The sequence below is a fragment of the Actinacidiphila bryophytorum genome, assembly GCF_016916835.1.
GTDB lineage: Bacteria > Actinomycetota > Actinomycetes > Streptomycetales > Streptomycetaceae > Actinacidiphila > Actinacidiphila bryophytorum.
On the sequence record NZ_JAFFIX010000019.1, the window covers coordinates 115,787 to 128,068 of the forward strand.

8 protein-coding genes are annotated in these 12,282 nt (G+C 72.6%); 2 read left to right on the plus strand and 6 right to left on the minus strand.

Annotated features, from left to right (window positions below; genetic code table 11):
• Nucleotides 1-155 precede the first annotated feature (155 nt).
• Nucleotides 156-1,025, minus strand: a complete 870-nt coding sequence (locus tag JT723_RS24825; RefSeq protein ID WP_205046996.1) for an SDR family oxidoreductase — start codon at nucleotides 1,023-1,025, stop codon at nucleotides 156-158.
• Nucleotides 1,026-1,121: 96 nt separating this feature from the next.
• Between JT723_RS24825 and JT723_RS24830 the strand changes: the two genes are divergently transcribed.
• Nucleotides 1,122-1,469, plus strand: a complete 348-nt coding sequence (locus tag JT723_RS24830) for a winged helix-turn-helix transcriptional regulator (RefSeq protein WP_205047031.1) — start codon at nucleotides 1,122-1,124, stop codon at nucleotides 1,467-1,469.
• A gap of 40 nt (nucleotides 1,470-1,509) precedes the next feature.
• Here JT723_RS24830 and fxsT read toward each other — a convergent pair whose 3' ends face one another.
• The 4 genes from fxsT to JT723_RS24850 all read right to left on the minus strand — a co-directional run bounded on the left by fxsT (nucleotide 1,510) and on the right by JT723_RS24850 (nucleotide 9,602).
• Nucleotides 1,510-5,313, minus strand: a complete 3,804-nt coding sequence (gene fxsT / locus JT723_RS24835) for an FxSxx-COOH system tetratricopeptide repeat protein (protein WP_205046997.1) — start codon at nucleotides 5,311-5,313, stop codon at nucleotides 1,510-1,512.
• A 442-nt stretch (nucleotides 5,314-5,755) separates the two neighbouring features.
• The gene (locus JT723_RS24840; protein ID WP_205046998.1) at nucleotides 5,756-6,823 is read right to left on the minus strand and encodes a 2-oxoacid:ferredoxin oxidoreductase subunit beta; all 1,068 of its coding nucleotides are present in this window, start codon (nucleotides 6,821-6,823) and stop codon (nucleotides 5,756-5,758) included.
• A complete protein-coding gene (locus JT723_RS24845) occupies nucleotides 6,810-8,774 on the minus strand; it encodes a 2-oxoacid:acceptor oxidoreductase subunit alpha (protein WP_205046999.1) in 1,965 nt (654 codons plus the stop codon). Before JT723_RS24845 ends, JT723_RS24840 begins: the two co-directional genes overlap by 14 nt.
• Before the next feature lie 168 nt (nucleotides 8,775-8,942).
• The gene (locus JT723_RS24850; RefSeq protein WP_033177913.1) at nucleotides 8,943-9,602 is read right to left on the minus strand and encodes a response regulator transcription factor; all 660 of its coding nucleotides are present in this window, start codon (nucleotides 9,600-9,602) and stop codon (nucleotides 8,943-8,945) included.
• A 158-nt stretch (nucleotides 9,603-9,760) separates the two neighbouring features.
• Between JT723_RS24850 and JT723_RS24855 the strand changes: the two genes are divergently transcribed.
• Complete coding sequence (locus JT723_RS24855; protein ID WP_205047000.1) at nucleotides 9,761-10,732, plus strand: quinone oxidoreductase family protein; 972 nt, start codon at nucleotides 9,761-9,763, stop codon at nucleotides 10,730-10,732.
• A gap of 124 nt (nucleotides 10,733-10,856) precedes the next feature.
• Here the strand turns inward: JT723_RS24855 and JT723_RS24860 are convergent, their stop codons facing one another.
• Complete coding sequence (locus tag JT723_RS24860; RefSeq protein WP_372441377.1) at nucleotides 10,857-12,209, minus strand: sensor histidine kinase; 1,353 nt, start codon at nucleotides 12,207-12,209, stop codon at nucleotides 10,857-10,859.
• Nucleotides 12,210-12,282 lie beyond the last annotated feature (73 nt).

The following is a 12,282-nucleotide window of genomic DNA, read 5'->3' on the forward strand; positions in this document are numbered from 1 at the left end:
CGCCTCGTCCTCCCCACACCCGCCGTACGCGGTGCGGGTACGGGCGGCAGTCCGACGGTAGCGGCAGGACGACCGCACTGCCAGGCCCGTATCGCGTATTGGTCCTGACGACTCGGTGGGAGCAGATGCGCTCGGGCATTCAGCCGCCGGGGCGCTCAGGCGCCGAGTGCGCGCACCTCCACCGCGACGGTCTCCCGCAGCGGCGTGGTCGGGCGGCCGATCAGCCGGGCCAGCTCGCCGCTCGTGCCGGCCAGCAGGCCGCGCCCGATCGCCCGGTCCACGTCGACCAGCACCGCGGCGAAGTCGGCCGGCACCCCGACGCCGACCAGGATCTCCTGCCGCTCCTCGGCGCTCACGTCGTGGTAGGCGACCTCGCGGCCGGCGACCTCGGCGACGGTGGCCGCGTACTCGGGGAAGCTCCAGGCGGTGTCGCCGCTCAGGTCGTACGCCTTGTTCTCGTGGCCCTCGCCGGCCAGCACGGCCGCTGCCGCCGCAGCGTAGTCCGCCCGCGCGGCGGAGGAGACCCGGCCGTCGCCCGCGTTGCCGATCACGACGCCGTGTTCGAGTACGGCGGGCAGGTTCGCGGTGTAGACCTCGGTGTACCAGCCGTTGCGCAGGAAGACGTACGGCAGGCCCGAGGCGAGGATGTGCTCCTCGGTGGCCTTGTGCTCGTCGGCCAGGACGAAGTCGGCCGCGGGGCCGCCCAGCACGCCGGTGTACGCCAGCAGCGCCACGCCGGCCTCGGCTGCCGCGTCCACGACGGCGGTGTGCTGCGGGATGCGGCGGCCGACCTCGTTGCCCGAGACCAGCAGGACGCGGTCGCCCGCGGCGAAGGCGCCCTTGAGGCTCGCGGGGTTGTCGTAGTCGGCCACCCGCACCTGCACGCCGCCCGCGGCGAGGTCGGCGGCCTTGTCCGCCCGCCGCACGACGGCGGCGATGCCGGCGGGCTCGACCCCGCGCTCCAGCAGGTCGGCGATGACGAGGCGGCCGAGGTGGCCGGTGGCTCCGGTGACGACGATGCTCACGGTGGATCTCCAGGGGGTGGCGTTCCTTGCGGTCGTGATCACCGTAACCGGCACGCTAACTTATGGAAAGTACCCACCTTGACGTACGGTACATACATGAAGGTGAGCTGCCCTGAGCGGGCCATTCTCGAACACGTCACCAGCCGGTGGGGCGTCCTGGTGCTCGCCGCCCTGCTCGACGCCGAGAGCCTGCGGTTCAGCGAACTGCGCGACGGCATCGGGGACGTGAGCGAGAAGATGCTGACGCAGACGCTGCGGACCCTGGAGCGCGACGGTTTCGTACGCCGCCGCGCCCGCCCCGTCATACCGCCGCACGTCGACTACGACCTGACCGACCTCGGCCGCGAGGCCGCAGGCAAGGTGCGGGCGCTCGCGGTGTGGACCGAGTCCCGGGTCGCGGCAGTGGCCGAGGCCCAGTCGGCCTACGACGCGGCACGCGTCTGACGCCGGGAGGACCGCCGCCTGGCCGTGACCCGTGTACGTGTCACTGCGGGAACATCTCCAGGTCCCGGTCGATCCTGCGCCCCGCCCTGGCCGCCGACAGCCAGCGGTGCCCGTCGGGCAGGACGCGGGCCAGGTCCGCCACCGCGTCGTCCCGCAGCACCATCGCCTCACCGAAGACGCCCGCCTCGCGTACGGCGACCGCCAGGTCGGCGCTGACCACCATGACGTCGGGGTGCTCGGGGGACAGCCGCCAGCTCAGCCAGTCGAGGCTCTCGCGGGTGAGCGGGACCGCCGCGCCCGGGTCGCCGGCCTCGGCCGTCGCGTTCGCCAGCGTCACCTGGGCGATCATGGCGTACGGATGCTCCCCGAGCGCGGCCCGCAGCCCCTCCGCGGCGGTACGGCTCAGCTCCACCGCCTGCAAGGCCTGGCCGCCCTGCCGAAGGTGCACGGCGAGGTTGTGGGCGCACACCAGGGCCGAGGGGTGGTCGGCGCCCAGCGAGGCCGTCACGCGCTCGTGGACGGCCCGGCCGAGCTCCAGCGCCGCCTCCGTTTCGCCTGCATCCGCACGGGCCGACGCCAGGGCCAGCGCACACGCCAGGGCGCCGGGCAGGGCGTCGTCGTAGCGCTCCCGGTAGGCCGTGTGGGTCTGCCGCAGCAGTTCGCGTGCCTCCTCGTCCTGCCCGGCCCGGCGCAGCGACAGGGCCAGTGAGGTGGCCCGGGCCAGCGCGGCAGGACCCTGCGGGTCCTCCTCCGGCGCCTCCGCCAGGTCGCGCAGCAGCGCCACCGACTCGGCGTATTCGCCGAGCGCCCGCAGGTCCGCGCCCAGGGCGGCGAGTGCGTCGAAGGTCTGCGGGTGCCACTGGCCCAGGACCGTGGTGGACGACCGGGCCACCTCCTCGTTCAGCCGCCGGGCCGCCTGGTAGCTCCCGGCGATGTGCAGGTCCACGGCGTGGCTGTGGCTGAGGGCCAGTGCGTCCGGGTGGTCCTCGCCCATCATCTCCTGCATCCTCGCCCGGGCGTCCACGACGAGTTCCAGGGCCTCGCGGAAGCGGCCGAGCACCCGCAGGTCGGCGGCGACGGCACCCGCGGTCCGCAGCGTCTGCGGATGGTCCTCGCCCAGTTCCTCGCGCATACGGGCGAGCACGTCCTCGTCCAGGGGCAGGCACTCCGTGAAACGCCCCTGGCTGCGCAGGACCGCGGCCAGCTGTGAGCGCAGCCGCAGCAACTGCCGGTCCCGCTCGCCGAACAACTCCTCCCACCGCCGGGTCAGTTCGCGGGCGAGTTGCTCGGCCATGGACAACTCGCCGCGCTGCCACAGGTAGTGCACCCGGTCGATGAACAGCTCCCTGGTCTCCGGGTCGGGGCAGGCCGCCGCCCCTGACGCGCCCAGGTGCGGCCAGACACGGGCGTAGAGCGGCCAGTTGGCGCGGTCGTCGGTGCCGCCGAACGCGGGACGCGCCCCCGCCAGGACGCGGTGGACGGTGTGCCGTACGTCTTCGAGCTCCTGGTCGCCCATGTCGTTCCTGACCACCGCCTGGACCAGCCGGTGCACCTGGACGGTGCCCTTGGCGCTGTCGAAGACCGCAAGTCCGTACCGCCGCAGGCTCTGCAGCACCTGGCCCATCATCAGCCGGTCCCGCAGCCGCTCGTCGTAGGGCAGCAGCGCCTCGACCATCCGGTCGCCGTACAGGAGCTGCACCGACACGGGCTCGGCGGACATCAACGAGCACAGCTGGAGCAGCCGCGCGGCTGCCGGCATGTCGCGCAGCAGCCGCATGAAGGCCACCTGCCACGGGGCGCCGAACGCCACGGGCGAATCGGCCGGCGTGACGGCGCTCAGCGCCAGGACGGTCTGCTCCCGCAGCTGCTCGATGTACGTGCCGACCGGCGTCGCCGTCTCGTACAGCCAGGACGCGGCCAGTTCCACGGCCAGGGGTATGTGGCCCACCTCGGCGGCGAGTTCGGACGCGTCCTCACGTCCGACACCGGGAAGGCGCCGCAGCAGGTGGTCCACCGCCTCCTCGACGGTGAAGACGTCCAGCTCCAGGACACCCGTGCGCAGATTCCAGGTCCTGTTGCGGCTGGTGACCAGGACGTCGCCGGGGCCCGAGGGGAGGTAGGGCATGACGGCGTCGGGGTCGTCGGCATTGTCCAGCACCACCAGCCAGCGGCCCTGCGGCTCCCGGCGCAGCGCGTCGAGGGCGGACTGCGCGGCCTCCGCCAGGTTCTGCGTCTCCTCGGGCGACTCGCCCAGGCGGAAGGCGAGTTCGGCGAGCGAGGCCGCGATCGACTCGGACTGCTCTGCGGAGATCCACCAGACCACGGCGTACTCGGCGGCGAACCGGTGCGCGTACTCCAGGGCCAGCTGCGTCTTGCCGACACCGCTCAGCCCGCACACCGCCTGCGGCATGGTCGTGTACCGCGGCGGCTCGTACGACGGCTGGTCGTCCGGGAAGAGCTGCGGGCGCAACCGCTCGCGCAGCTCGGCCAGTTGCCCGGCGCGGCCGGTGAACTCCGCGTTGCGCGACGGGAGGTTGAAGATCCTCGGCAAGTCCCCGGGAAAGGCCGGGCGCCGCCCGCCGCGCCCGGGCTGCGGCAGCTGCTCCGGCGGCTCCAGGCCCAGTGCCTGGTGCACCGCCTCGCTCGCCGCGGTCTCGCCCAGCGTGGCCAGGTTCACCGCGGACGCCCCCCACCGGACGGGGGACGCGCCGGCCACCTGCAGGACGACCAGCCGCGGTACGTAGGTCGGCGCCGCCGCCCGGTGCCGCTGCGTGGCCGCGGACCAGACCAGGACGGCCGGCTGCGGCCCGTACGGATCCGGCGTGCCGCCGAGCTGCCGGGACAGCACGTCGAAGCCCGCGGCGGTGAGCAGCCAGCCCACCCACTCGGCCCACAGGGTGTCCTCCGCCGCGTGGACCACCGCGATCTGCTCGCGCGCGGGCACCGCGGACACCGCGGGGACTGCGGGCGCCGTCTCGGCCCCGACCGGTGCGTCCAGTTCCCGGCCGATACGTTCCAGGGTGCGGGCGCTCTCCGCGCTGATCTCGTCGGCCCTGTTCAGGGCGCGGTCGATGTCCTCGGTCACCGGCGCCACCTCCACCGGTACGGGCGGGCGCTCCGGGTCCCTTACCTCGCCGGGGCCGAGCCCCGCGCCCGCCCGCAGCTCCTCCAGCTCCTGGCTCAGCCGCCCCACCTGGTCGATGACCCGGGCGAGCATGTCCTCGGCGCGGCGCCGCATCTCCTGAGCACCGTCGAGCCGGGCCACCGCCCGGCTCTCCTGGCCCTGGGCGCGGGCGAGTTCACGCGCGGACTGCTCCAACCAGGGTGAGTCCGCGGCCCTGTTGCGCAGCTCCTCGCGCTCCCGGGTCAGGCCGTCGACCCGGCGCCGCAGGAAGTGCACCATCGTCCACAGCACCATGACCAGCCGGCCGTAGTTGTCCGCGGCCTCCCGCAGCTCGTCCCGCTGGTCCTGCGCCCGAGTCAGCCGCTGGTACGCCTCGATCAACTGCCCCTGCAACTCGGCGACCTGCGCCGGCGCCGACTGCTCCGGCGGCCGCACCGGGGCGGGCGACAGGGCCGCCCGCAGCAGGGACAGCGCCCGTACGCGGTCCGCGTGCCGGCCGCTGGTCGCCGCGACCAGTGACGTGACGAAGCGCTCCCTGGGCACCTTGCCGCCCAGGTACACGCCGATCGTGGTGGTCGACACCCCCAGCGGGCCGGTCAGGCTCTCCAGCGACCTGCCGCTTCCGCGGACCAGCTCCCGCAGGAACTCGGCCAGCGCCTGTGCCTCCCGGGTCTCCGCCCGTATCGGCCCGAACGGCCGCCCGCCCCTGTCCTGCCCCACCCCGCCATTGTCCCGGGCCAACCCCTCGTTGTCCGGCGTTCACCGGCCCACCTCCCCCGGGCCAACCCGGTACAACCCCGGCCCCCCGCACGGTGGTTCCCCCCAGTCCCCCGGGAGCCCCCGATGCCCTTCCTCGCAGCGCTCTTCCTCCCGCCCTTCCTCCTCCTGGCCACCCTGACGTACCCCTTCCGCCGGGGCGCCGGCCGTCACCGCCCCAAAGGGGCGGTCCGGTCCACTCCGGACCCGCGGCGAGTGGTGGGCTTGTCGCGCAGTTCCCCGCGCCCCTGAAAAACGCTCACCCTCTCGCGCAGAGGGCAAGCCATAAGGGGCGCGGGGAACTGCGCGACAAGCCCCCACCGGGCGCGCGGGTCGTCACCGGCGCGAAGGGGCTCTTCGGTTCGGAGACGGACCACCGGCCGGCGGGGGGTGGCGGAGAGGGAGGCTACGGCACCGTCCAGGTGTCGGTGCCGGAGAGGAGGCCGGCGAGGTCGCCCTCGCCGTGAAGGGAGACGGCCCGATCCAGCTGATCGGCCATGTCCGTGTCGTAGACCGGCCGGGCCACGTTGCGCAGCACACCGATCGGCGTGTGGTGCAGCGTGTCGGGGTCGGCGAGGCGGGAGAGGGCGAAGGCGGCGGCCGGGTTGGGGGTGTGCGCGTCGTGGACCAGGACGCGGTCCGTACCGACCTCCGCGACGTCCGCGACGGACAGCTCACCCGTGGCGGGGTCGCGGACGACGCCCTTGGACCCGAGCCCGTCCTCGGCGGGCGCACCGAAGCGGATGGGCTCGCCGTGTTCGAGGCGGATGACCGCCTCCTGCGCGGTCGCGGAGTCCTTGAGCGCCTCGAACGCGCCGTCGTTGAAGATGTTGCAGTTCTGGTAGATCTCCACCAGCGCGGTCCCCGGGTGGTCCGCGGCGGCCCGCAGCACGGACTGCAGGTGCTTGCGGTCGGAGTCGATGGTGCGGGCCACGAAGGAGGCTTCCGCGCCGATCGCCAGCGACACCGGGTTGAAGGGCGCCTCCAGGGAGCCCATCGGCGTGGACTTGGTGATCTTCCCGGTCTCGGACGTCGGCGAGTACTGCCCCTTGGTCAGCCCGTAGATCCTGTTGTTGAACAGCAGGATCTTGAGGTTGACGTTCCGCCGCAGCGCGTGGATGAGGTGGTTGCCGCCGATGGACAGCGCGTCGCCGTCACCGGTGACGACCCACACGGACAGGTCGCGGCGCGAGGTGGCCAGGCCGGTGGCGATGGCGGGGGCGCGGCCGTGGATGGAGTGCATGCCGTACGTGTTCATGTAGTACGGGAAGCGCGAGGAGCAGCCGATCCCGGAGACGAAGACCACGTTCTCGCGGGCCAGGCCTAGTTCGGGCATGAAGGACTGGACGGCGGCCAGGACGGCGTAGTCCCCGCAGCCGGGGCACCAGCGCACTTCCTGGTCGGACTTGAAGTCCTTCATCGTCTGCTTGCCGGCCGCCTTGGGCACCAGCGACAACGCCTCAGACGTCGACATCAGCGTTCTCCTCCATGATCGCTGTGACTGCCGCAGCGAGCTGCTCGGCCTTGAACGGCAGCCCTGTCACCTGCGTGAACGACCGTGCGTCGACCAGGTACTTGGCGCGCAGCAGATGCGCCAGCTGACCGAGGTTCATCTCCGGGACGACGACCCGGTCGTAGGCCTTGAGGACCTGGCCCAGGTTGCCGGGGAAGGGGTTGAGGTGCCGCAGGTGGGCCTGCGCGACCTGACCGCCCTCGCGGCGGATACGCCTCACCGCCGCGGTGATCGGGCCGTAGGTCGAGCCCCAGCCCAGGACGAGGGTGCGGGCGGTTCCCGAGGGGTCGTCCACCTCGATGTCGGGTACGGCGATGCCGTCGACCTTCGCCTGGCGCGTGCGGACCATGAGGTCGTGGTTGGCCGGGTCGTAGGAGATGTTTCCGGTGCCGTCCTGCTTCTCGATGCCGCCGATGCGGTGTTCGAGCCCGGGGGTGCCGGGCACCGCCCAGGGCCTGGCCAGGGTCTGCGGGTCGCGCAGGTAGGGCCAGAACGTCTCGGTGCCGTCGGCGTCGGTGTGGTTGGGTCCCGAGGCGAACTCGACCCGCAGGTCGGGCAGTTCGTCGAGCTGCGGGATGCGCCACGGCTCGGAGCCGTTGGCCAGGTAGCCGTCGGAGAGCAGGAAGACCGGGGTGCGGTAGGTCAGGGCGATCCTGGCGGCCTCCAGCGCGGCGGTGAAGCAGTCGGCCGCGGTCGCGGGTGCGACCACCGGGACCGGCGCCTCGCCGTTGCGCCCGTACATCGCCTGGAGCAGGTCGGCCTGCTCGGTCTTGGTGGGCAGGCCCGTGGAGGGGCCGCCGCGCTGGATGTCGACCACCAGCAGCGGGAGTTCAAGCGACACCGCGAGCCCGATCGTCTCGGACTTGAGCGCCACACCGGGTCCCGAGGTCGTGGTGACGGCGAGCGCCCCGCCGAAGGAGGCGCCGAGCGCCGCCCCGATCGCGGCGATCTCGTCCTCGGCCTGGAAGGTGCGCACACCGAAGTTCTTGTGCCGGGACAGCTCGTGCAGGATGTCGGAGGCCGGGGTGATCGGGTACGAGCCGAGGAAGAGCGGCAGCTGCGCCTGCTTGGACGCGGCGATCAGCCCGTAGGACAGGGCGAGGTTGCCGGAGATGTTGCGGTAGGTGCCCTTGGGGAAGGCCGCGGAGGCAGGGGCGACCTCGTAGGAGACGGCGAAGTCCTCGGTGGTCTCGCCGAAGTTCCACCCGGCGCGGAAGGCCGCGACGTTGGCCGCCGCGATGTCCGGCTTCTTGGCGAACTTCCGCAGCAGGAAGGCCTCGGTGTTCTCCGTCGGGCGGTGGTACATCCACGACAGCAGGCCGAGCGCGAACATGTTCTTCGCCCGCTCGGCGTCCTTGCGGGCCAGCCCGGAGTCTTTCAGGGCCTCCAGCGTCAGGGTCGTGAGCGGCACCGGGTGCACGGCGAAGGCGCCGAGCGAGCCGTCCTCCAGGGGGCTGGCCGCCCAGCCGACCTTGGCCATCGCGCGCTTGGTGAACTCGTCGGTGTCGACGATGATCTCCGCGCCGCGCGGCAGGTCGCCCAGATTCGCCTTGAGCGCGGCCGGGTTCATCGCGACCAGCACGTTGGGCGCGTCGCCCGGCGTGAGGATGTCGTGGTCGGCGAAGTGCAGCTGGAAGGACGACACCCCGGGGAGGGTGCCTGCGGGCGCCCTGATCTCGGCCGGGAAGTTCGGCAGGGTCGACAGGTCATTGCCGAAGGACGCCGTCTCTGAGGTGAAACGGTCGCCGGTGAGCTGCATGCCGTCACCGGAGTCACCGGCGAACCTGATGATCACCCGGTCCAGTTGCCTGGTCTCCTTGGCCGGTTTGCGCTGTTCACCGAGTACGTCGACGACGACGTGCGGCTCATCCGCGGTGCCCGCGGTGATGGGGCTGCTGACCTGGCTGGTCACGGAAACGGACCTCCTTCGAGGCGGCGGCTCATCGGTCATCGTACGGCGGTAAGGGTCGCCTTCCCCGGACGTCCCGCGATCTGGGAGCCGCGCGTACGATCAATTGTCTTGTGATGTGAGATGCCGTCCCATCCACTGAGACAAAATCCCCGACGGAGGCCGCGTACCTCAGGAGTTGAGGTACGTGAGCACCGCCAGTACGCGACGGTGATCCCCGTCACTCGGGGCGAGTCCCAGTTTCAGGAAGATGTTGCTGACGTGCTTCTCCACCGCCCCATCGCTTACCACAAGCTGCTTGGCGACGGCTGAATTCGTGCGTCCTTCAGCCATCAGGCCCAGCACCTCCCGTTCTCGCGGAGTGAGATTGGCGAGGACATGCTGCTTACGGCTGCGGCCCAGCAGCTGCGCCACCACCTCCGGGTCCAGGGCCGTACCGCCCTCAGCCACTCTGACCACGGCATCCACGAATTCCCGAACGTCCGCGACCCGGTCTTTCAGCAGGTATCCGACCCCCCTGCTGCTCCCCGCGATCAGCTCCGTCGCGTACTGCTCCTCCACATACTGAGACAGAACGAGGACGCCGACCTCCGGATGGTCCCTGCGCAGCTGTACGGCCGCGCGCACGCCCTCGTCCGTGTGGGTGGGCGGCATCCGCACGTCCGCGACGACCACGTCCGGCGCCGCGCCCTGCGAGGCCAGCTCGTCCACCGCCTTGATCAGCCCGACCGCGTCGCCTACCCCGGCCACCACGTCGTGGCCGCGGTCGGTCAGCAACCGCGTCAGGCCCTCCCGCAGCAGGACCGAATCCTCGGCGATGACCACGCGCACCTTGTCCTCCACCCGTCCGAGCTCCCCCGTGTCGACTGTCCCGACCAGCATCCCAGCAACGGCAGGCGAATGGGGAATACGGTTGCCGTGGGCAAGGTTGCGCCCGGCAGCCGGGTGGGCGCCGCGATCCCTCGCGGCGGCCAGGGAGAGGAGTGCGCGTGCACGCGGTCGGATTCGACGTCAACGGCGACCCCGGGGTGCTGCGGTCGCTCGACCTGCCGGCCCCCGTGCCCGGCGCCGGGCAGGTCCTCGTCCGGGTCGCCTACGCGGGCGTCAACTACGGCGAACTCCAGCACGTGCTGGGCGACTTCGGGCCGCCCCAAGGACCGCGCGGCATCGACGTGCCGGGCCTCGAAGTCTCCGGCGAGGTCGCGGCGCTCGGCCCCGGCGTCAGCTCGCTCGCGGTCGGCGACCCCGTCGCCGCCTACCTGCCGGACGGCGGCGGATACGCCGAGTACGCCGTCGCGCCCGCCGAATTCACCTTCCCGCTCGACGGGACGTCCCTGCGGGACGCCGGCGGCGCCGCGCTCGTCCTGACCACCGCCTACGGTGTCCTGGTCGGCGCCGCCAGGCTGCGGGCCGGCGACACCGTCCTCATCCACGCGGCGGCCGGCGGCGTCGGCTCCGCCGCCGCACAGATCGCCCGCGCACTGGGCGCCACCGCCGTCTACGGCACCGTCGGCTCCGCCGAGAAGGCCGCCTACGCCAAGCGCTTCGGCTACGACGCCGTCCACCTCAGGGACGCCTTCGCCGACCGGCTGCGCGACCTCGACGTCGTCCTCGACCCCGTCGGCGGCAGGACCCGGCTCGCCAGCCTCGCCCTGCTGGCGCCCTTCGGACGGCTCGCCGTCTACGGGGAGGCCGCCCGCGAACCCGACCTCACCCTGCCAGTGCTGCCCTTCTGGAAGAGCAACCGCTCACTGACCGGCTACAACATCGGCGACCTCGCCCGCCGCGCCCCCCGCACCGTCCGCGGCCACGCCCTGTCCGCCTTCGCCCTCCTCACCTCCGGCGCGATACGGCTCGACGTCACCGCCGAGGTCCCGCTCGCGCAGGCCGGCGACGCACTCGCCGCCATGGCCGCAGGGAGCACCGTCGGCAAGACGCTGCTCGCCGTCGACCCCCGGTAGTAGCGGGCGTCGCGCCCCTGGGGTTGCCCCCTCACCGGAGGGGAGCCGTACAGCCGCCGCGGCCCGCGGAAGCGCACCCCCCTGCGGGAGGAGAACCGCCCGAGCCGCCGCGGCCGGCGAGTGGTCAGGCTCGCCAGGGGAGCTCGGCGGTGATGCGGGTGGGGCCACCCGCGGGGGAGTCGACGGCGAGGACCCCGTCGACGGAGTCGAGCCGTTCGGCCAGGCCGGCCAGCCCGGACCCGGCGGAGAGCGAGGCGCCGCCTCGCCCGTTGTCGTACACGTAGAGCATCAGGCGGTCCTCGACCTGCCACACGTCGACAGAAGCGCGCGCGGCGCCGCTGTGCTTGCTGACGTTCTGCAGCAGCTCCGACACCGTGAAGTACGCGATCCCCTCGATCGCGGGCACCGGCCTGGCCGGCAGGTCGACGGTGACCTCCACCGGCACGGTGCACCGTGCCGCGACCGCGGAGAGCGCGGGCCCGAGCCCGCGGTCGGTGAGGATCGCCGGGTGGATGCCGCGGGCGAGGTCGCGCAGCTCCTGGAGCGCGATCTTGACCTCGCCGTGCGCCTCCTCGACCATGGCCGCGCCGACCGCCGGGTCCTCCAGCAGCTTCTCCTTGGCCAGGCCGAGGTCCATCGCGAGGGCGACCAGCCGGGCCTGGGCACCGTCGTGCAGGTCGCGCTCGATGCGCCGCAGGTCCGCGGCCGCGGTGTCGACGACGATGCCGCGGTCGGACTCCAGCTCGGTGACGCGGTCGTCGAGCCGGGAGGGGCCGAGCAGGCCGGTGACGAGAATGCGGTCCACGTGCGCCATGCCGCGGATCACCCAGGGGGTGAGCAGGACCAGCAGCCCGCCGACGGTGACGGCGAGCGCCATGTCCGCGGGGGTGTGCAGCCACCAGCCGTGGTGGCCGTCGTCGCTGCCGTAGATCTGCAGGCCGTCCTGCCCGAAGTAGACGGGGAAGATCCACCGCCACAGCGGGTAGGTGAACAGGCCCCAGCCGTAGGTGAACAGGCTGAGGGACAGGGAGAAGGTGGCGATGCCCCAGGGGAAGTGCAGCAGTGTGTAGACCACGTGCCGCCAGTTGACGCCGCTGCCGAGCTGCGCGCCCATCCGGGCGAGGAAGCCGCGGCCCTTGCTGCGGACCGGGCCGGGCTCGTCCACGTCGAGGAAGAGCAGCGAGCGCGCCCGCCCGCGTTCGACCCGGCCGATGGCCCGGCAGCCGCCGAGGGTCAGCACCAGCAGGGGCAGGCCGACGAAGGTGATGAGCAGGCCCGCGCTGAGCGAGAGCATCGTGACGGTCCACACGAAGCCGGTGATCGCCATCGGCAGGTTGAGCAGCGCGTACCCGAACTCGCGCCATGTCCTGGCCTCGAAGGGGGCGCGAACCGCGGCCGGGACGCGGTGCCGCGGCTGCTCCTCGGGCTGGTAGCCGTACGCCATGGTCGGGACCGTCCTTTCCGCACTGCTCGTCATACCCACCACCTTGGCGTCTCCCCGCCGCCGCCCCCATGGTGCGGATCGGTCTCTTGGGGGTGGGGCTATCCCT